Here is a 19,475-nt window from a genome sequence, read left to right as displayed (position 1 = left end):
AAGAGGATGAACCGAACGATCGGTCGGTCGGCTGGACCGGCGGACGGACGACACGCTCTGACAGGGGGCCGTGATGGTGGCAGTGACCCCGGAGACGGGGCCGAACGCGGCCCCCGGGACAGGCGCCGGGCAGTCCGGCGTGCAGGACCTCGGCATGCCCGAGGCCGCCGGACAGGACCTCGGCGCCCAGCTCGCCGCGGCCTTCGACGCGGCCGTGGCGGCCGACGAGCGCGTGGAACCGCGTGACTGGATGCCGGACGAGTACCGGGCCTCGCTGGTCCGGCAGATGGCCCAGCACGCCCACTCCGAGATCATCGGCATGCAGCCCGAGGCCAACTGGATCACGCGCGCGCCCTCGCTGCGCCGCAAGGCGATCCTGATGGCCAAGGTGCAGGACGAGGCCGGCCACGGCCTCTACCTCTACAGTGCCGCCGAAACCCTCGGCACCAGCCGTGACGAGCTGCTCGACAAGCTCCACTCCGGTAAGCAGAAGTACTCCTCGATCTTCAACTACCCCACGCTGACCTGGGCCGACGTCGGCGCGATCGGCTGGCTCGTGGACGGCGCGGCGATCACCAACCAGGTGCCGATCTGCCGCTGCTCCTACGGCCCGTACGCCCGCGCCATGGTCCGGATCTGCAAGGAGGAGTCCTTCCACCAGCGCCAGGGCTTCGAGCTCCTCATGGCCCTCTCCAAGGGCACCGAGGCGCAGCACGCCATGGCGCAGGACGCGGTCGACCGCTGGTGGTGGCCCTCGCTGATGATGTTCGGCCCGCCGGACGACGAATCGGCGCACTCGGCGCAGTCGATGGCCTGGCGGATCAAGCGGCACTCCAACGACGAGCTGCGCCAGCGCTTCGTGGACATCGCCGTCCCGCAGGCCGAGGCACTGGGCCTGACCCTGCCCGACCCCGACCTGAAGTGGAACGAGGAGCGCGGGCACCACGACTTCGGCGCCATCGACTGGGCCGAGTTCTGGAACGTCCTCAAGGGCAACGGCCCGTGCAACGAACAGCGCATCAACCAGCGGCGCACCGCCCATGAGGAAGGCGCCTGGGTGCGGGACGCCGCCACGGCCTATGCGCGCAAGCACGAACGAACCGAAAGTGAGGCACGGGTATGACGCAGAACTGGCCCCTGTGGGAGGTGTTCGTGCGCTCGCGGCGCGGCCTCTCGCACACGCACGCGGGAAGCCTGCACGCCCCCGACGCGGAGATGGCCCTGCGCAACGCCCGCGATCTCTACACCCGGCGCAACGAGGGCGTCTCGATCTGGGTCGTGCCCTCCACCGAGATCACCGCGTCCTCGCCCGACGAGCGGGACCCGTTCTTCGCCCCGTCCGCCGACAAGCCGTACCGGCACCCCACCTTCTACGACATCCCGGAGGGGGTGAGCCACCTGTGACCAGCACCTCCGGCACCGATGTCGTCCGTACGGCGGCCGCCCTCGCCCTCGGGGACGACGCCCTGATCCTGTCCCACCGCCTCGGCGAGTGGGCCGGGCACGCGCCCGTCCTGGAGGAGGAGGTCGCGCTCGCCAACATCGCGCTCGACCTGCTCGGCCAGGCCCGCGTCCTGCTCTCCCTCGTGGGTGACGAGGACGAGCTGGCGTTCCTGCGCGAGGAGCGCGCCTTCCGCAACCTCCAGCTGGTCGAGCAGCCCGGCGGCGACTTCGCGCACACCATCGCGCGCCAGCTGTACTTCTCCTTCTACCAGCACGAGCTCTACGCGGAACTCGCCTCCGGGGACGGTCCGTTCGCCCCGCTCGCCGCGAAGGCCGTCAAGGAGACCGCGTACCACCGCGACCACGCCGAGCAGTGGACCCTGCGGCTCGGCGACGGCACGCAGGAGAGCCGGCGCCGGATGCGCGCCGCCCTGGACGCGCTGTGGAAGTTCACCGGCGAGATGTTCCAGCCCGTGGACGGGGTCGAGGTGGACTGGGCCGCCCTGGAGCAGCGCTGGCTGGCCTCGCTGACCGGCGTACTGGACCGGGCCGGGCTCACGCTGCCCGAGGGGCCCCGCACCGGGGCCTGGGCGGCCGGCGCGGGCCGCCAGGGCCTGCACACCGAGCCGTTCGGGCGGATGCTCGCCGAGATGCAGCACCTGCACCGCAGCCACCCGGGGGCGTCATGGTGACCGCCGCCGACACGGGCATGACCCGCCTGGAGGCGGAGCTGGCCGCGATCGCCGGCTCCGTCCCCGACCCGGAGCTGCCCGTGCTCACCCTCGCCGAGCTCGGCGTGATGCGCGGAGTGAGGATGCACGAGGACGGGCACGCCGAGGTCACCCTCACCCCCACGTACACGGGCTGCCCGGCCATCGAGGCCATGTCCGCCGACATCGAGCGGGCGCTGACCGCGCACGGCATACCCGAGGTGCGGGTCACCACCGTGCTCTCGCCCGCCTGGTCCACCGACGACATCAGCGCCGAAGGCCGCCGCAAACTAGCCGAGTTCGGCATCGCCCCGCCGCGCCCGCACACGGCCGGCGGACCGGTCTCACTGACCCTGTCGGTCCGCTGCCCCCACTGCGGATCGACCGACACCGAGCTGCTCAGCCGGTTCTCCTCCACCGCCTGCAAGGCGCTGCGCCGCTGCGTCGCCTGCCGCGAACCGTTCGACCACTTCAAGGAGCTGTAGATGGCTGCGACCTCGCCGTCCGCGCCGTCAGCCGCGCTGGTGAACCCCCGCCCCGCACGCCACGGCGCGTTCCACCCGCTCACCGTGGCGGCGGTCGACCGCCTCACCGACGACTCGGTGGCCCTGACCCTGGACGTCCCCGAGAAGCTGCGCGCCGAGTACCTGCACGCGCCCGGCCAGCACCTCACCCTGCGCCGGACCGCCCCCGGGGGCCAGGAGATCCGCCGCACCTACTCGATCTGCTCGCCCGCCCCGGACCCGTTCGGCCCGGGCCCGGCCCTGCTGCGGGTCGGCGTGCGGCTGGTGGAGGGCGGCGAGTTCTCCACGTTCGCGCACAAGGAGATCGCCGCCGGGGACGTGCTGGACGTGATGGTCCCGGCCGGGCGGTTCGTACTGGACCCGGCCGCCGCCCCGGCCACCGGGCACTACGCGGCGATCGTCGGCGGCAGCGGGATCACCCCGGTGCTGTCCATCGCCGCCACCTTGCTGCGGGCCCGGCCCGAGGCCCGGTTCTGCCTGGTGCGCAGCGACCGCAGCGCGGCCTCGACGATGTTCCTGGAGGAGGTCGCCGACCTCAAGGACCGCTACCCGGACCGCTTCCAGCTCGTCACGGTGCTCTCCCGCGAGGAGCAGGAGGCCGGGCTGCCGTCCGGGCGCCTCGACGAGGCCCGGCTGACGGCGCTGCTGCCCGCGCTGGTGCCGGTCGAGGAGGTGACCGGCTGGTTCCTGTGCGGCCCGTACGGGCTGGTGCAGGGCGCCGAGCGGGCCCTGGGCGCCCTCGGCGTCGTCCGGTCCCGGGTCCACGAGGAGATCTTCCACGTCGAGGACACCGCGCCGCCGGCCCCCGCCGCCGACTCGGACGCCAGCGCCCGCGCGCGGGTCACCGCCAGGCTCGACGGCCGCTCGGGCACCTGGCCGGTGCGCGAGGGGGAGTCCCTGCTGGACGCCGTGCTGCGCAACCGCGCGGACGCCCCGTACGCCTGCAAGGGCGGGGTGTGCGGCACCTGCCGGGCGTTCGTGGTCACGGGCGAGGTCCGGATGGACCGCAACTTCGCGCTGGAGACCGAGGAGACGGAGGCCGGGTTCGTGCTGGCCTGCCAGTCGCACCCGGTGACGGAGGAAGTGGAGATCGACTTCGACCGCTGAGCCCCGCCGTCCGCTGCCCGCGGGCCCCGCGCACTGGGCAATTCCGGGAACCTGCTCTATCTTGACGCTCCGTCAGATGTGAGCGGACATCCGAACGGGATCCGGGATCCGGTGCACGCGGGAGGACAGGCAGTGGACTTCACCTTCACCGAGGAACAGCAGGCCGCCGTCGAGGCGGCCAAGGCCGTCTTCGCGGATGTCGCGCCCGACAGCGTGCCCAGCCCCGCGCTCAGTCCGGGGGCCGTCGCCGACGAGTTCGACCGGCCCCTGTGGGCCAAGCTGGCCGGCTCCGACCTGCTGAGCCTGGTCCTCGCCGAGGAACACGGCGGGGCCGGGCTCGACGCCATCGCCCTGTGCCTGGTCCTGCGCGAGGCCGCGAAGGTACTGGCCCGGGTGCCGCTGCTGGAGCACTGCGCCACCGCCATGTCCGTCCAGGCCCACGGCAGCCCCGAGCTGGCCACCGCCCTGCTGCCCGGCGCCGGGCGCGGCGCCCTCGTCCTCACCGCCGCCGCCCACGGCCGCACCGGCCACGACCCGGCCGAACTCGCCGTCGTCGCCCGCCGCGACGAAGCGCACTGGACCCTGGACGGCGTCCAGACCTCCGTCCCCTGGGCCCACAGCGCCGACTGGATCGCCGTACCCGCCCACACCGGCGAAGGGGACGCCGTCCTCGCGCTGATCCCGCGGACCGCGGCGGGGCTCTCCCTCGCCGACCAGTACTCCACCAGCGGGGAGCGGCTCGCCGAACTCACCCTGGACGGCGTACGGGTGCCCGCCACCCACCTCATCGACACCCCCGGCGCCTGGGACCGGCTCCGCCAGGTTCTCGCCACCGGGACCTGCGCCCTGGCCCTGGGCCTCGGCGAGAGCGTGCTCGCCATGACGAGCCAATACACCGGCAAGCGCGAGCAGTTCGGCTTCCCCGTGGCCACCTTCCAGGCCGTCGCCGTCCAGGCCGCCGACCGCTACATCGACCTGCGCGCCATGGAGGTCACCCTCTGGCAGGCCGCGTGGCGGCTGGACGCCGCGACGGGCGGCGCCGGCGGACCGCTGCCGAGCGCGGGCGACGTCGCGGTCGCCAAGATCTGGGCCTCGGAGGGGGTACGCCGGGTCGTGCAGACCGCCCAGCACCTGCACGGCGGCTTCGGCGCCGACACCGACTACCCGCTGCACCGCTACCACGCCTGGGCCAAGCAACTGGAGCTCCAGCTCGGCCCCGCCGCGGCACACGAGGAGGCCCTGGGCGACCTCCTGGCCGCCCACCCCCTCGCGTAACGGGTCCTACAGCACGAAGGCCGGGTTCCCGCTGTCGGTCACCATCGGGCGCCCGACGCCCGCCCACGCCTGCATCCCGCCGTCGATGTTGACGGCGTCGATCTCCTGGCGCACCAGGTACTGGGTCACCTGCGCGGAACGCCCGCCGACCCGGCACATGACGTGGACCCGGCGGCCGTCCTCGATGGCCTCCGTCAGCTCGCCGAAGCGGGCCACGAAGTCGCTCATCGGGATGTGCAGCGCACCCTCCACGTGCCCGGCCGCCCATTCGTCATCCTCACGGACGTCCAGGACAAAGCCTTCGGAGGGCACCGCGGCGGCGTCCACCGAGGGAAGCGGTCCGAAGTTCATACGTCGCCTTCTCTCATCGCAGATCAGACCCCCAACCTATCCGAACCGCACCCCCACCGAACCCGACCGAATCCAGCCCCGGGCCAAATCCAGCCGCGCCGGCGTTTGAGGCGCGGAGTCCGGGGCGGAGTCCCGGAAAGCCGGGCGCAGCCCGGGCCGCCGGCGCGGCGGCGCCGCACGGACACCCCGCACAGCCCCCGGCAGGGTCAGGCCCCGCCCAACCCCGCCAGCTCGGCTTCCCGCTCGGAGACCCGCGCCAGCAACTCCTCCGCGATCTCCTCCAGCAGCCGGTCCGGATCCTCCGGCGCCATCCGCAGCATCGACCCGATCGCGCTGTCCTCCAGCTCCTTGGCGACCATCGCCAGCAGCTCCTTGCGCCGCGAGAGCCACTCCAGCCGCGCGTACAGCTCCTCGCTCTCGCTCGGCCCCGCCGCCTCCGGCGCGGGACCGGCCGCCCACTCCTCCGCCAGCTCGCGCAGCAGCCCCTCGTCACCCCGCCCGTACGCCGCGTTGACCCGCGCGATGAACGCGTCGCGCCGCGTCCGCTCCGCCTCGTCCTGGGCGAGGTCCGGGTGCGCCTGGCGGACCAGCTCGCGGAAGAGCCTGCGCACCTCTTCCGACGGCCGCACCCGCTCCGGCGGCCGCACGGGCCGCTCCGTGAGCATCGCGCCCGCGTCGTCGGAGATCCCGTCGGAGTCGAGCCAGTCGTGGAACAGCTCGTCCACCCCCGGCATCGGCATCACCAGCGAGCGCGCCTCACGGGCCCGCCGCAGATCCTCCGGATCACCGCTGCGCGCCGCCTTCGCCTCCGCGATCAGCGCGTCCAGCTCGTCGAGCCGCGAGTACATCGGGCCGAGCTTCTGGTGGTGCAGCCGGGAGAAGTTCTCCACCTCCACCCGGAAGGTCTCCACCGCGATCTCGAACTCGATCAGCGCCTGCTCCGCGGCCCGCACGGCCCGCTCCAGGCGCGCCTCGGGGCGCTCGGCGCCGGAATCCCCCGGCTCGCCGGACTCGCCGGGGACTGTCTGCTCAGTCTGCTGCTCGCTCACCCGGCCAGCCTAAGGCCGGTCCCGCCCGGGTCGATGTTTCACGTGAAACATCGACCCGAGACCGAGACCTGCTCAGACCCCGGCCTCCGCCGCGATCCGCCCGCTGCGCACCGCCGCCACCAGATCCGCGTGGTCGGCCTCGCTGCGATCCGCGTAGGCCACGGCGAACGTGGCCATCGCCTCGTCCAGCTCGTCGTTCTTGCCGCAGTACCCGGCCAGCACCCGCGGATCGGCGCTGTGCGCGTGCGCCCGCGCCAGCAGCGCGCCGGTCATCCGCCCGTAGTCGTCGATCTGGTCGGGGGCCAGCGCCGCCGGGTCCACACTGCCCTTGCGGTTGCGGAACTGGCGGACCTGGTACGGCCGCCCCTCCACCGTGGTCCAGCCCAGCAGGATGTCCGAGACGACCTGCATCCGCTTCTGGCCGGCCACCACCCGCCGCCCCTCGTGCTCCTCCGGAGCGGACGTGAAGCCCAGCGCCGGCAGGTACGGCAGCAGCACCGAGGGCCGCGCCTCCTTCACCTGGAGGACCAGCGGCTCGCCCCGGTGGTCCAGCAGCAGCACGACGTACGAGCGGGTGCCCACGCTCCCGGTGCCCACCACCCGGAAGGCCACGTCGTGGATCGCGTACCGGGCCAGCAGCGGCAGCCGGTCCCCCTGCAGGGTCTCCAGGTACGGGCCCAGCGAGGCCGCCACGGCCGCCGCCTCGCCGTCGCCGACCCGGCGCAGCACCGGCAGGGCGTCCACGAACCGCCGTACACCGTCGTCGCCCGCCTCGGTGGACTTGGCGGCGAACCGGGCGGAGGTGTTGTTGCGGGCCTTCTCCGAGACCCGCTCCAGCGTGCCCAGCAGGTCCCGGGCATCGGTGTGCGAGACGAGCTCCTCGTCCGCGATCGCGTTCCACGCGTCGAGCGCCGGCAGCTTGGCCAGCAGCCGCATGGTGCGCCGGTAGGCGCCGACCGCGTCCAGCGCCGCCGCCCGGCAGGTGTCCTCGTCCGCGCCCGCCACCCGCCCGGCCAGCACCAGCGAGGTCGCCAGCCGCTTCACGTCCCATTCCCACGGGCCGAAGACGGTCTCGTCGAAGTCGTTCAGGTCGATGACGAGTCGGCCGCGCGCGTCCCCGTACAGGCCGAAGTTCGCCGCGTGCGCGTCACCGCAGATCTGCGCGCCCACCCCGGTCACCGGCCCGCCGGACAGGTCGTGCGCCATCAGCCCGGCCGCCCCGCGCAGGAACGCGAACGGGTTCGCGGCCATCCGGCCCACCCGGATCGGCGCCAGCTCGGGAACCCGGCCGACGTTGGACTCCTCGACCGCCCGCACGGCGTCCGGGCGCCCGGCGGGCGCCTCGAAGCGCGCGTGTACCGCGCGCGGTACGCGGTCGCGCAGGGCCTTGCCGGCGGCCCGCGGCGAGCCCGAGACGGCCCGGGGGGCGAACCCGGCAACGGCGGGTATCCGCCCGCCGGCCGGCGCCGGGGCCACCGCCGGGGCCACCGCCGCGGCGGCCGCCGGGGCCGTCCCGCCCGGCGTCAGACCCAGGGCGGCGGCCGTCAGGACCGTCGCGCCCGCCGGACCGGCCGGACCGGCCGGACCCGTCGTCCCGCCCACCGCCACGTCCGGCTCCGCCACACGCTGCTCCGGTACCGCCACCATCCGCGCCGCCCCCACCCGTACCCGTCGTACTGTCCCGGCCAACATCATCCGATGCGGCCTGACCGTATCTAGAGCCCGGCGTCCCTGGCCAGCAGGGCCGCCTGTACCCGGTTCTCGCACCCCAGCTTCGACAGGATCCGGCTCACGTACGTCTTCACCGTCGCCTCGCTCATGTGCAGCCGCCGGCCCGCGTCCGCGTTCGACAGGCCCTCGCCCAGCAGGGCCAGCACCCCTCGCTCCCGCTCGCTCAGCTCCGCCACCCGCCGCCGGGCCGCCTCGCCGCGCCCCGCGGCCTGCCCCGAGGCCAGCTGGTCCACCACGTGCCGGGTCGCCGCCGGCGACAGGTAGGCGTCCCCGGCGGCCGCCGCCCGCACCGCGCCGATCAGCTCGCCGGGCGCCGAGTCCTTCAGCAGGAACCCCGCGCCGCCCTCGCCGAGCGCCCGCAGCACGTTCTCCTTCTCCCCGAAGGTGGTCAGGATCAGCGCGCGCACCTCCGGCGCCGCCCGGCCCAGCTCACCCAGTGCCGTCAGCCCGTCCATCACCGGCATCTGGATGTCCAGCAGCATCACGTCCGGCGTGTGCGCCCGCGCGAGCTCCACCGCCTCCCGACCGTTCGCCGCCTCCGCGACCACCTCGATGTCCGGGGCCGAGGTCAGGATCATCCTGATCCCGGCCCGGATCAGTGGCTCATCGTCAGCGATCACCACTCGGATCACCTTGGCTGTCACCCGCGCTCCTACTGCTTGACCTCGTACGCCTGCTTCTCGACGAGCTTGCCGTCCTTGAAGCAGAACCGGAACACCAGATCGGTGGTCAGCCCCGACGGCTGGTCCGTGGCCAGGTACGCCAGGCACTCCGTGCCCTCCGGCCGGGCCGGCCCCTTGCGGTCCAGCCCCGCCGTCAGCATGGAGTCCCCGCTCGGCAACCGGTCGCGGACCTCCTGCTCGGCGGTGCCCACCCGGATCGTGTCGTACTGATCCTGGTCGACCATCGCATCACTGAACGAGCCCACCATCAGCGCCACCCCGACCCCGAGCACGACCAGCAGCACCACCCCCGCCGCGAACGCGATCCCGCAGCCCATCGCGACCCCGCCGAGCCTGCTGCGCGTGGGGACGATCAACTCCCGGTTCACCGCAGCCCAGTCCATCGGCGGCGTACCGCCCAGCACGCCCTCCGGCAGCTGCTGCCCGAAGTCGTCGGCCGATTCCACCACCCCGGCCGGCTCCGCGCCGTACGGCAGCACCCCGGCCACCCGGAACCCGCCGCCCTCGGTCGGGCCCGCGTGCACCATCCCGCCGACCAGCCGGGCCCGCTCGCGCAGCCCCGTCAGCCCCTGCCCGCCCGAGACCACCTCTCCCGCGCCCGGCCCGGCCGCCGGCCCGTTGGCGATCTCCACCACCAGCGAGTCGTCCTCGTACCGCAGCTCGACCGCGATCGCGGCGCCCGGGGCGTGCTTGTAGGCGTTGGTCAGCGCCTCCTGCACGATCCGGTACGCGGCGTGGTCGCAGGCGGCGACCAGCGGCCGCGGCTGCCCCGTCGTGGCCAGCCGTACGTCGGTCCCCGCCCCCCGCGCGGCCTCCACGACCCCCGCGATCCCGGCCACCCCGCGCGCCGCCGGCTGCGCCGCCTCCTCCACCGGGACCGGGGCGGCCACCCCGTCCCGCAGGATCCCCACGACCTCGCGCAGCTCGTGCATCGCCGCCACCGACGCCTGCCGCAGCACGCCGACCGCCTCCCGCTGCCGGTCGGTGAGCTTCGGATCCACCTCCAGCGCCCCGGTGTGCACCGAGATCAACGCCAGCTGGTGGCCCAGGCTGTCGTGCATGTCCTGGGCGATGCGCTGCCGCTCCACCAGCCTCGCCTGACCGACGATCATCGCCCGCTCCCGCATCAGCTGCGCGTTGCGCTCCTGGAGCGCGCGCAGCAGCGTCCGGCGCTGCGACCAGTACCTGCTCGCCAGACCCGGCATGACGGTCGTCACCAGGAACATCAGCGTGGTGAACACGATCACCAGCAGCGGCCGCATCTGCGACCACTCGTTCACCACACCGAAGCCGACCGCCGCGACGAACGCCAGGCTGAAGGCGGCGATCGCCCGGCCCACGCCCTCGATCCGGCGCCCCGCCGACCAGCCGAGCAGGCTCGTGACGAACAGCGCCCCGGGGAAGACCGCGCTCAGCGCCGAGCCCGCCACCAGCGTGGCCGCCGGCAGCCGGCGCCGCAGCAGCGTCAGCGCCACGACGAGCACGACGCTGGCCAGCATCCGCCGCCCCGAACCCCGGTCGAGCTCCTCGACGCCGAGCCCCAGCACCGCCAGCACCGTCGCCAGCGCCAGATCACCCGCCACCATCCGCCGGGTCCAGGGCTCGGGCCCCTTCAGCCAGTCCCAGCCCGCCCGCACCCTCGCCGTCACGTCCACGCGCCGACCCTAGACACCCGCGACGGCCCGCCGCCGCCCTCTTTCGTCGCGCCCCGCACGACGAAAGTCGGACAGCCGACACCCCGTCAACAGCCCCCGCCCGACCGGATGTGGCCGGGATCACTCCCCAACCCGCCCCGGACACGCCGCCACCGGGCCGGCGGGCGGGGGCCCGGCCCCTCGCATCCCGCGCACCACTTCTCGTACGACTCGAAAAACCGAGCGGAGCACCACCCGTGCGACGCCGGGGACCCGGAGCCCGAACTCCCGGGCGGGAAACACGAAACGGCCGCCACCACTTTCGTGGTGACGACCGTCTCGTCGATGTGGGCGAGGGGGGATTTGAACCCCCACGTCCCGAAGGACACTGGCACCTGAAGCCAGCGCGTCTGCCGTTCCGCCACTCGCCCGAGCAGCGTCCCAGTGGCTCTTCCCTTGCGGGCCGTTCCCCTGGCGACATCGGAACATTAGCACGTCGGACGGGGTGGATTCACATCGCTTTCCGTGCACCCCCCGCACCCGCCACGACGGGCCCCTCCCGCACTCCGCTCCCGGTGCGGGACACTGTCCCCGGAGCGCCCCTACGATCCCTTGTGAGGACCAACACTCCTCGCCACAGGACCGATGGGGAACCAGCCGAATCCGCCACGCGTGGATACGATCAGTAAGCAGTACAGGGCGACAACGACGGAGGAGGTGCCCCATGGGAGTCCTGAAGCGGTTCGAGCAGCGACTCGAAGGTCTGGTGAACGGCACCTTCGCCAAGGTCTTCAAGTCCGAGGTCCAGCCGGTGGAGATCGCCGGCGCCCTCCAGCGGGAGTGCGACAACAACGCCACCATCTGGAACCGCGAGCGGACCGTCGTCCCGAACGACTTCATCGTGGAGCTCAGCGCCGGCGACTACGAGCGCCTGAGCCCCTACTCCGGCCAGCTCGGCGACGAGCTCGCGGGCCTCGTCCGCGACTACGCCAAGCAGCAGCGCTACAGCTTCATGGGCCCCATCAAGGTCCACCTGGAGAAGGCCGACGACCTCGACACCGGTCTCTACCGGGTCCGCAGCCGCACGCTCGCCTCCAGCACCTCCCAGGCGCAGCCGCAGGCCCCCCAGGGCCAGCAGCAGCAGCCCGGCGGCTACGGCTACCCCCCGGCCGCCGCTCCCCCCATGCCCGCGGCACCGCCCCCCGGCGGCGCCGCCCGCAGGCCCGCCCCCGGCGGACCCGCACCCGTACCACCCGGCGCCCCCGGCACCACGCGGCGCTGGATCGAGATCAACGGCACCCGCCACCAGATCTCGCGCCCCACGCTCGTACTCGGCCGAAGCACCGAAGCCGACGTGCGGATCGACGACCCCGGCGTATCCCGCCGGCACTGTGAGATCCGGACCGGAACGCCTCCGACGATCCAGGATCTCGGGTCCACCAACGGCATCGTGGTGGACGGGCAGCACACCACCCGCGCTACGCTCCGCGACGGCTCGCGGATCGTCGTGGGCAGCACCACCATCATTTACCGGCAAGCCGAAGGGTGAAGCGGGGGCAATGTCAGAGCTGACCCTGACGGTCATGCGGTTGGGTTTCCTGGCCGTTCTGTGGCTGTTCGTCATCGTGGCCGTCCAGGTCATCCGCAGCGACCTCTTCGGTACGCGCGTCACGCAACGCGGCTCCCGCCGCAGCGGCGGGGCCGCGAGCGCCCCGCAGCAGGGGGGCGCCCGGCAGAGCGCGCCGCCACAGCAGCGCCAGCGCCGCGGAGCGCCCACCAAGCTCGTCGTCTCGGAGGGCACCCTCACGGGCACCACCGTCGCCCTCGCGGGGCAGACGATCACGCTCGGCCGGGCACATGACTCAACGATCGTGCTGGATGACGACTACGCCTCCAGCCGCCATGCCAGGATCTACCCCGACCGTGACGGCCAGTGGATCGTCGAGGATCTCGGGTCCACCAACGGCACGTATCTCGACCGGACCCGGCTGACCACCCCGACGCCCATTCCGCCGGGCGCACCGATCCGCATCGGCAAGACCGTCATCGAGCTGCGGAAGTAGTACGAGAATGAGCGAGCGGAGCGAGCGAGCCGCGACGGTCCGTCCCCCCCAGGACACGGACCCGCGCGCGCTCCCGACCGGAGGGTGGGCAGTGTGGCTCGAGACCGGTTGTACCCGGAGCCGACCGGCGAGGTGCGCATGAGTCTGTCCCTGCGGTTCGCCGCCGGATCGCACAAAGGCATGATCCGCGAGGGGAACGAGGACTCCGGCTACGCCGGCCCCCGTCTCCTCGCGATCGCCGACGGCATGGGCGGCCAGGCCGCCGGCGAAGTCGCCAGCTCCGAGGTGATCTCCACCCTCGTGCAGCTCGACGACGACGTCCCGGGCTCCGACATCCTCACCTCCCTCGCCACCGCCGTGCAGCGCGCGAACGACCAGCTGCGCGTCATGGTCGAGGAAGACCCCCAGCTCGAAGGCATGGGCACCACGCTCACCGCCCTCCTGTGGACCGGCCAGCGCCTCGGGCTCGTCCACGTCGGCGACTCCCGCGCCTACCTGCTGCGCGACGGCCTCCTCACCCAGATCACCCAGGACCACACCTGGGTGCAGCGCCTCGTCGACGAGGGCCGCATCACCGAAGAGGAAGCCACCACCCACCCCCAGCGCTCCCTGCTCATGCGGGCGCTCGGCAGCGGCGACACCGTCGAACCCGACCTCTCCATCCGCGAGGTCCGGGCCGGCGACCGCTACCTGATCTGCTCCGACGGGCTCTCCGGCGTCGTCTCCCACCAGACCCTGGAAGAGACCCTCGCCGACTACCACGGCCCCCACGAGACCGTGCAGGCCCTCATCCAGCTCGCCCTGCGCGGCGGCGGACCCGACAACATCACCTGCATCGTCGCCGACGTCCTCGACACCGACAGCGGCGACACCCTCGCCGCCCAGCTCAACGACACCCCGGTCGTCGTCGGAGCGGTCGCCGAGAACCAGCACCAGCTCTTCGACGCGGGCGCCATGCAGACCCCGGCCGGCCGCGCCTCGGGCCTCGGCCGCCAGGCCCCCCCGCCCGCCGGCGCCTTCGGCCCCCCCGGCAGCGGCGAGAACCCCGGGTACGGATACCCCGACCAGAACCAGGGCGGCGGCGCGTACGGCAGCTTCGGCGAACCCGACACCGCCGGCTACGACGCCGACGCGCGCTACGACGACACGTACGACCACCCCCGCAGGCGCCGCGGAAAAGGGCGCAAGTGGACGACGCGTACGCTGCTCCTGCTGATCATCGCCGGAGCCATCGGAGGCGGCCTCTACGCCGCCCACCGCTGGACCCAGACCCAGTACTACGTCGGCGTCAAGGGCGAACACGTCGCGCTCTACCGCGGCATCAGCCAGAATCTCGGCTGGATCCACCTCAACCAGGTCGAGAAGGACCACCCCGAGATCGAGCTGAAGTACCTGCCGCCCTTCAAGCGCAAGCAGGTCGAGGCCACCATCACCGAAAGCAGCCTCGACGGGGCCCGTCAGAAGATCGACGAACTCGGCGTGCAGGTCTCCGCCTGCAAGAAGGACGAAGAACGCCGCAACGCCGAATCGCAGAACGCCCAGACACCCAGCCCCAGCCTGACTCCCGCGGAGCAAGCGCTGGTCGGCCTCTGCGGCAAGTAGAAACCCGCGGGCACAGGGGGCCTGCCACACCATGAGCGTTGTCACCAACACGACCACCATCGGAGCCATCGAGCTGCCGAGCCGGCGGAACACCGAGCTCCTGCTGCTCGGCTTCGCCGTGGTCATCCCGATCTTCGCCTACGCCAACGTGGGCCTCGCGATCGACGGCAAGCTGCCGCCCGGCATGTTCGTCTACGGACTCGGCCTGGGCGCACTCGCCGGCATCGCCCACCTCGTGGTGCGCCGCTACGCGAAGTACGCCGACCCGCTGCTGCTCCCGATCGCCACCCTGCTCAACGGCCTCGGCCTGGTCCTGATCTACCGCCTCGACCAGTCCGAGCGGCTCCAGAACCTCGCCAAGCGCAGCTTCGGCACCTTCTCCGAGTCCGCCCCCCGGCAGATGATGTACACGGCGGTCGCCATCGCCCTGTTCTCCGCCGTGCTGCTGGTCCTCAAGGACCACCGCGTGCTCCAGCGGTTCACGTACATCTCCATGGCCGCCGCGCTCGTCCTGCTGATCCTGCCCGTCGTCCCGGGCCTCGGCGCCGACGTCTTCGGCGCCAAGATCTGGATCAGCGTCGGCGGCTTCTCCATCCAGCCCGGCGAGTTCGCCAAGATCGTCATCGCGATCTTCTTCGCCGGCTACCTGATGGTGAAGCGCGACGCCCTGGCCCTGGCCAGCCGCCGCTTCATGGGCCTCTACCTGCCGCGCGGCCGCGACCTCGGCCCGATCCTGATGATCTGGGCGATGAGCCTGCTCGTCCTCGTCTTCGAGAACGACCTCGGCACCTCGCTGCTCTTCTTCGGCATGTTCGTGATCATGCTGTACGTCGCCACCGAGCGCACCAGCTGGATCGTCATCGGCCTCCTCATGAGCATCGGCGGCGCCGTCGTCGTCGGCGCCACCGCCAGCCACGTCAAGGCCCGCGTCACCGCCTGGCTCGACCCCTTCGCCTGCTACACCACCTCCGGCGCCTGCGAGCAGGTCGGCCAGTCGATCATGAGCTTCGGCTCCGGCGGCGTCCTCGGCGCAGGCTGGGGACAGGGCAACTCCGACCTCATCGGCTTCGCCGCCAACTCCGACTTCATCTTCTCCACCGTCGGCGAAGAACTCGGCCTCGCCGGGGTCATGGCCTTCCTGCTGCTCTACGGCCTGATCATCGAGCGCGGCGTCCGCACCGCCCTGGCCGCCCGGGACCCCTTCGGCAAGCTCTTCGCCATCGGCCTCTCCGGCGCCTTCGCGCTCCAGATCTTCGTCGTGGCCGGCGGAGTCATGGGCCTCATCCCCCTCACCGGCATGACCATGCCCTTCCTCGCCTCCGGCGGTTCCTCCGTCCTCGCGAACTGGGTGCTCATCGCCATCCTCATCCGGATCAGCGACACCGCACGCCGCCCCGCCCCGGCCCCCGCCCCGTCCCCCGACTCCGAGATGACCCAGGTGGTCCGCCCGTCATGAACAAGCCCCTGCGCCGCATCTCGCTGTTCTGCGGGCTGCTCGTCCTCGCGCTGCTGATCCGGACCAACTGGCTGCAGTACGTCCAGGCCGAGGAACTCAGCACCCGCAAGGAAAACCGCCGGGTCCAGATCGCCCAGTACGCCACCGAGCGCGGCAACATCATCGTCGTCGGGGGCGACCCCATCACCGGCTCCGCCACCACCGACGGCAGCGACTACAAGTACAAGCGCACCTACGTCGACGGCCCCCTGTGGGCCCCCGTCACCGGCTACGCCTCGCAGGCCTTCGGCTCCACCCAGCTCGAATCCCTCGAAGACGGCATCCTCACCGGCAACGACGACCGGCTCTTCTTCGACCGCACCGTCGGCATGTTCACCGGGGAGAAGAAGCAGGGTGGCAACGTCGTCACCACCCTCAACCCGGCCGCCCAGAAGGCCGCCTTCGACAAGCTCGGCGACAAGGTCGGCGCCGTCGCCGCCATCGACCCGCGCACCGGGGCGATCCTGGCGCTGGTCAGCACCCCGTCGTACGACCCCTCCAGCTTCGCGGGCAACTCCAAGAACGACGAGAAGGCCTGGGTGTCCCTCAAGGACAGCGAGGACAAGAGGCTCGTCAACCGCGCCCTGCGCGAGACCTACCCGCCCGGCTCCACCTTCAAGGTCGTCACCGCGGCCGCGGCCCTGGAGAACAGCGTCGTCACCGACATCGACGCGCCGACCGACACCCCCGAGCCGTACATCCTGCCCGGCACCAAGACCCCGATGGTCAACCACGCCAGCGGCTGCGAGAAGGCCAGCCTGAACAACGCGCTGCGGGTGTCCTGCAACTCCGTCTTCGCGAACCTCGGCGACAAGGTCGGCCGCGACAAGATGGTCGCGACCGCCCAGAAGTTCGGCTTCAACAACGACAAGATCGACACCCCCGTACGCGCCTTCGCCAGCGTCTACGACAAGACCATGGGCAGGGACGGCAACGCCCAGAGCGCCATCGGCCAGTTCAACACCGCCGCCACCCCGCTCCAGATGGCCATGGTCACCGCCGCCATCGCCAACGACGGCAAGCTGATGAAGCCGTACATGGTCGACACGCTCACCGCGCCCAACCTCGACGTCATCGAGAAGCACGAGCCGCAGGAAATGAGCCGGCCCCTCACCGCGGCCAACGCTCAGAAGGTCCAGCAGATGATGGTCAACGTCGTCGAGAACGGCACCGGCGGAAAGGCCAAGATCAACGGCGTCACCGTCGGCGGCAAGACCGGCACCGCCCAGCACGGCGAGAAGAACGCCAAGCGCCCGTACGCCTGGTTCATCTCCTACGCCGAGAACTCCGACGGCACGTCCCCCGTCGCCGTCGCCGTCGTCATCGAGGACAGCGACGCCAGCCGCGAGGACATCAGCGGCGGCGGCCTCGCCGCCCCCGTCGCCAAGGCGGTCATGGAAGCCGTACTCAAGAACAAAGGCTGACCGGAGCAACGGCTGAACCGCCCCACCGACGTGACGCAGACCACTGAACCCGGCCGGATCGGAGCGTACTGTACCGGTCCGGTATCAGCCTGTGGCCGCGAACCGATCACCGACGATCGGCCGGTAGCCTTTGCGCGAACAGCACACCGCCGGACCACACGAGGGTGCGGTCGGGACTGACGGAGAGGGCTGCAACGTTATGGAAGAGCCGCGTCGCCTCGGCGGCCGGTACGAGCTGAGCCACGTGCTCGGCCGCGGTGGCATGGCCGAGGTCTACCTCGGTCACGACACCCGGCTCGGCCGTACCGTCGCCGTCAAGACCCTGCGCGCCGATCTCGCCCGCGATCCGTCCTTCCAGGCCCGGTTCCGGCGCGAGGCCCAGTCGGCCGCGTCGCTCAACCACCCGGCGATCGTCGCGGTCTACGACACCGGCGAGGACTACGTCGACAACATCTCCATCCCGTACATCGTGATGGAGTACGTCGACGGCTCCACCCTGCGTGAACTCCTGCACTCGGGCCGCAAGCTGCTGCCCGAGCGCACCCTGGAGATGACCATCGGCATCCTCCAGGCCCTGGAGTACTCGCACCGCGCCGGCATCGTCCACCGTGACATCAAGCCGGCGAACGTGATGCTCACCCGCACCGGCCAGGTCAAGGTCATGGACTTCGGCATCGCCCGCGCGATGGGCGACTCCGGCATGACCATGACCCAGACCGCCGCCGTCATCGGCACCGCCCAGTACCTCTCCCCGGAGCAGGCCAAGGGCGAGCAGGTCGACGCGCGGTCCGACCTCTACTCCGCCGGCTGCCTGCTCTACGAGCTCCTCAGCGTCCGGCCGCCGTTCGTCGGCGACTCCCCGGTGGCCGTGGCCTACCAGCACGTACGGGAAGAACCGCAGCCCCCGTCGAACTTCGACCCCGAGATCACGCCCGAGATGGACGCGATCGTGTTGAAGGCACTGGTCAAGGACCCCGACTACCGCTACCAGTCCGCCGACGAGATGCGCGCCGACATCGAGGCCTGCCTCGACGGCCAGCCCGTCGCCGCCACCGCCTCCATGGGCGCCGCCGGATACGGCTACCCCGACCAGAACAGCGGCTACGGGCACCAGGGTTACGACCAGCCCACCACCGCCCTGCGCACCGCCGACTCCGGCGGCCAGACGTCCATGCTCCCGCCGATGTCCCCGGGTGACGGCGGCTACGGCTACGGCGACCAGGGCGGTCACGGCGGCTACGACCAGGGCCACGGCCGCCGCCAGAAGAAGAGCCGCGCCTCGACGATCCTGCTGGTCCTCGCCGGCGTGCTCGTCCTGGTCGGCGCCATCCTGATCGGCCGCTCCCTCTTCAACGAGAAGGCCGACAACCGGCCCGCCGTGCCCAAGCTGGTCGGCGAGACGCTGGAGAACGCTCAGAGGGACGCCAACAACGTCGGCCTCAAGGTGGTGAAGGAAGCCGACGCACCCTGCGACGACCAGCCCAAGGGCAAGATCTGCTCGCAGGACCAGGCGCCGGACACCAAGGTCGACAAGGGCTCCACGATCAAGGTGAAGGTCTCCTCGGGCGCCCCCAAGGTGTCGGTGATCGACGTCCTGAACATGACGTACGAGAACGCCGAGAAGGCCCTCAAGGAGAAGGGCTTCCAGGTCGATCGCAAGACCCAGGAGTCCGAGCGCTCTGCGGGTACGGTCCTCGACCAGGACCCCAAGGCGGGCAGCGAGGCCGAGAAGAACTCGGTGATCACGCTGACCGTCGCCAAGGAGGTCTCCAAGACCCAGGTGCCCGACCTCACCGGCAAGACCAAGGAGGACGCCGCCAAGGCGCTCCAGGCGGTGAACCTGAAGCTCGGCAGCACCACCGAGGCCGACGCGCCCGCCGGAACGGCGCCGAAGACGGTCTTCCAGCAGCAGTTCCCGCCCGGCGAGCAGCTCAAGCCGGGCAGCTCGGTCAACATCACGGTCGCCAAGGCCGCGGCGACGACGACCGACGTCCCGAACCTGGCCGGCAAGACGGTGGCCCAGGCGCGGGGCATCCTGGCCGGCAAGGGCCTGACCTTCGGCGCGGTCGTCGGGGGCCCTGGCGACGAGAACGCCAGGGTCGTCCTCTCCGACCCGCCGGCCGGCCAGCAGGTCCCGCCGGGCACGGTGATCAACGTGACCACCATCGCCGGCAACGGCCAGCAGGACGGCGGCGGCAACGGCTTCTTCGGCGGCCTCACCGGCGGCGGCCGCCGCTAGCCACCCCACGAGAAGCCCGGCCCCTCCCACGGGAGGAGCCGGGCTTTCCGCTTCCCGGCTACGCGGCCCCCTGAGCGGCCGCCTGCGGGTGTGCGCGTGAGGCCTTGGCCATCGGCTGCCCGAGGGGTGTCACAGCCGCCCACAG

General features: G+C 72.0%; 17 protein-coding genes and 1 tRNA gene. 12 read left to right on the top strand and 6 right to left on the bottom strand.

Annotated elements, in window-relative coordinates:
* Positions 1-154: 154 nt before the first annotated feature.
* The 6 genes from paaA to OG982_RS14615 all read left to right on the top strand — a co-directional run bounded on the left by paaA (position 155) and on the right by OG982_RS14615 (position 5,059).
* Positions 155-1,123: a 1,2-phenylacetyl-CoA epoxidase subunit PaaA gene (gene paaA / locus OG982_RS14640; RefSeq protein WP_266791952.1), complete on the top strand. Its 969-nt coding sequence runs from the start codon at positions 155-157 to the stop codon at positions 1,121-1,123.
* Positions 1,120-1,404 (top strand): 1,2-phenylacetyl-CoA epoxidase subunit PaaB, encoded by a 285-nt coding sequence (gene paaB / locus OG982_RS14635; protein ID WP_266786718.1) that lies wholly within the window; start codon positions 1,120-1,122, stop codon positions 1,402-1,404. Before paaA ends, paaB begins: the two co-directional genes overlap by 4 nt.
* Complete coding sequence (gene paaC / locus OG982_RS14630) at positions 1,401-2,135, top strand: 1,2-phenylacetyl-CoA epoxidase subunit PaaC (protein ID WP_266786719.1); 735 nt, start codon at positions 1,401-1,403, stop codon at positions 2,133-2,135. Before paaB ends, paaC begins: the two co-directional genes overlap by 4 nt.
* A complete protein-coding gene (paaD, locus tag OG982_RS14625; RefSeq protein ID WP_266786720.1) occupies positions 2,129-2,638 on the top strand; it encodes a 1,2-phenylacetyl-CoA epoxidase subunit PaaD in 510 nt (169 codons plus the stop codon). Before paaC ends, paaD begins: the two co-directional genes overlap by 7 nt.
* Positions 2,639-3,784: a 2Fe-2S iron-sulfur cluster-binding protein gene (locus OG982_RS14620; protein ID WP_266786721.1), complete on the top strand. Its 1,146-nt coding sequence runs from the start codon at positions 2,639-2,641 to the stop codon at positions 3,782-3,784. It abuts the gene before it with no gap.
* Positions 3,785-3,916: 132 nt separating this feature from the next.
* Positions 3,917-5,059, top strand: a complete 1,143-nt coding sequence (locus OG982_RS14615; protein WP_266786722.1) for an acyl-CoA dehydrogenase family protein — start codon at positions 3,917-3,919, stop codon at positions 5,057-5,059.
* A gap of 6 nt (positions 5,060-5,065) precedes the next feature.
* On the opposite strand, the gene OG982_RS14610 is transcribed toward OG982_RS14615, so the two are convergent.
* From OG982_RS14610 to OG982_RS14585, 6 genes are all read right to left on the bottom strand, one after another.
* Positions 5,066-5,410, bottom strand: a complete 345-nt coding sequence (locus tag OG982_RS14610; protein WP_266786723.1) for a rhodanese-like domain-containing protein — start codon at positions 5,408-5,410, stop codon at positions 5,066-5,068.
* Positions 5,411-5,616: 206 nt separating this feature from the next.
* Positions 5,617-6,459 carry a hypothetical protein gene (locus OG982_RS14605; protein ID WP_266786724.1) on the bottom strand — a complete coding sequence of 281 codons (843 nt, stop codon included), beginning with the start codon at positions 6,457-6,459 and terminating at the stop codon, positions 5,617-5,619.
* A 72-nt stretch (positions 6,460-6,531) separates the two neighbouring features.
* A complete protein-coding gene (locus tag OG982_RS14600; protein ID WP_266786725.1) occupies positions 6,532-8,106 on the bottom strand; it encodes a DUF2252 domain-containing protein in 1,575 nt (524 codons plus the stop codon).
* 68 nt (positions 8,107-8,174) lie between these two features.
* Complete coding sequence (locus tag OG982_RS14595; RefSeq protein WP_266791954.1) at positions 8,175-8,822, bottom strand: response regulator transcription factor; 648 nt, start codon at positions 8,820-8,822, stop codon at positions 8,175-8,177.
* Between the two features lie 20 nt (positions 8,823-8,842).
* Positions 8,843-10,528, bottom strand: a complete 1,686-nt coding sequence (locus OG982_RS14590) for a sensor histidine kinase (protein WP_266786726.1) — start codon at positions 10,526-10,528, stop codon at positions 8,843-8,845.
* 327 nt (positions 10,529-10,855) lie between these two features.
* A tRNA-Leu gene (locus OG982_RS14585) sits at positions 10,856-10,938 on the bottom strand.
* A gap of 293 nt (positions 10,939-11,231) precedes the next feature.
* Here OG982_RS14585 and OG982_RS14580 point away from each other — a divergent pair.
* From OG982_RS14580 to pknB, 6 genes are all read left to right on the top strand, one after another.
* Complete coding sequence (locus OG982_RS14580) at positions 11,232-12,056, top strand: DUF3662 and FHA domain-containing protein (RefSeq protein ID WP_266786727.1); 825 nt, start codon at positions 11,232-11,234, stop codon at positions 12,054-12,056.
* 10 nt (positions 12,057-12,066) lie between these two features.
* Positions 12,067-12,570 carry an FHA domain-containing protein gene (locus tag OG982_RS14575; protein WP_266786728.1) on the top strand — a complete coding sequence of 168 codons (504 nt, stop codon included), beginning with the start codon at positions 12,067-12,069 and terminating at the stop codon, positions 12,568-12,570.
* A gap of 138 nt (positions 12,571-12,708) precedes the next feature.
* Positions 12,709-14,172 (top strand): PP2C family serine/threonine-protein phosphatase, encoded by a 1,464-nt coding sequence (locus OG982_RS14570; protein WP_266786729.1) that lies wholly within the window; start codon positions 12,709-12,711, stop codon positions 14,170-14,172.
* 31 nt (positions 14,173-14,203) lie between these two features.
* On the top strand, positions 14,204-15,628 hold the full coding sequence (locus tag OG982_RS14565) for an FtsW/RodA/SpoVE family cell cycle protein (RefSeq protein WP_266786730.1): 1,425 nt from the start codon (positions 14,204-14,206) through the stop codon (positions 15,626-15,628).
* Positions 15,625-17,091 carry a penicillin-binding protein 2 gene (locus OG982_RS14560; protein WP_266786731.1) on the top strand — a complete coding sequence of 489 codons (1,467 nt, stop codon included), beginning with the start codon at positions 15,625-15,627 and terminating at the stop codon, positions 17,089-17,091. The genes OG982_RS14565 and OG982_RS14560 overlap by 4 nt, the downstream gene beginning before the upstream one ends.
* Before the next feature lie 199 nt (positions 17,092-17,290).
* On the top strand, positions 17,291-19,330 hold the full coding sequence (gene pknB, locus OG982_RS14555; RefSeq protein WP_266786732.1) for a Stk1 family PASTA domain-containing Ser/Thr kinase: 2,040 nt from the start codon (positions 17,291-17,293) through the stop codon (positions 19,328-19,330).
* Positions 19,331-19,475: the final 145 nt, after the last annotated feature.

The organism is Streptomyces sp. NBC_01551, from assembly GCF_026339935.1.
Classification (GTDB): domain Bacteria; phylum Actinomycetota; class Actinomycetes; order Streptomycetales; family Streptomycetaceae; genus Streptomyces.
The sequence above is the reverse complement of the archived record's forward strand: the minus strand, read 5'-3'. Positions and strand labels throughout refer to the sequence as shown.

Coding starts and splice junctions, on each gene's coding strand:
- OG982_RS14620 (WP_266786721.1), top strand. CDS start 2,639: ATGGCTGCGACCTCGCCGTCCGCGCCGTCAGCCGCGCTGGTGAACCCC.
- OG982_RS14560 (WP_266786731.1), top strand. CDS start 15,625: ATGAACAAGCCCCTGCGCCGCATCTCGCTGTTCTGCGGGCTGCTCGTC.
- OG982_RS14570 (WP_266786729.1), top strand. CDS start 12,709: ATGAGTCTGTCCCTGCGGTTCGCCGCCGGATCGCACAAAGGCATGATC.
- paaD (WP_266786720.1), top strand. CDS start 2,129: ATGGTGACCGCCGCCGACACGGGCATGACCCGCCTGGAGGCGGAGCTG.
- OG982_RS14580 (WP_266786727.1), top strand. CDS start 11,232: ATGGGAGTCCTGAAGCGGTTCGAGCAGCGACTCGAAGGTCTGGTGAAC.
- paaB (WP_266786718.1), top strand. CDS start 1,120: ATGACGCAGAACTGGCCCCTGTGGGAGGTGTTCGTGCGCTCGCGGCGC.
- OG982_RS14565 (WP_266786730.1), top strand. CDS start 14,204: ATGAGCGTTGTCACCAACACGACCACCATCGGAGCCATCGAGCTGCCG.
- OG982_RS14610 (WP_266786723.1), bottom strand. CDS start 5,410: ATGAACTTCGGACCGCTTCCCTCGGTGGACGCCGCCGCGGTGCCCTCC.
- pknB (WP_266786732.1), top strand. CDS start 17,291: ATGGAAGAGCCGCGTCGCCTCGGCGGCCGGTACGAGCTGAGCCACGTG.
- OG982_RS14575 (WP_266786728.1), top strand. CDS start 12,067: ATGTCAGAGCTGACCCTGACGGTCATGCGGTTGGGTTTCCTGGCCGTT.
- OG982_RS14600 (WP_266786725.1), bottom strand. CDS start 8,106: ATGGTGGCGGTACCGGAGCAGCGTGTGGCGGAGCCGGACGTGGCGGTG.
- paaA (WP_266791952.1), top strand. CDS start 155: ATGCCCGAGGCCGCCGGACAGGACCTCGGCGCCCAGCTCGCCGCGGCC.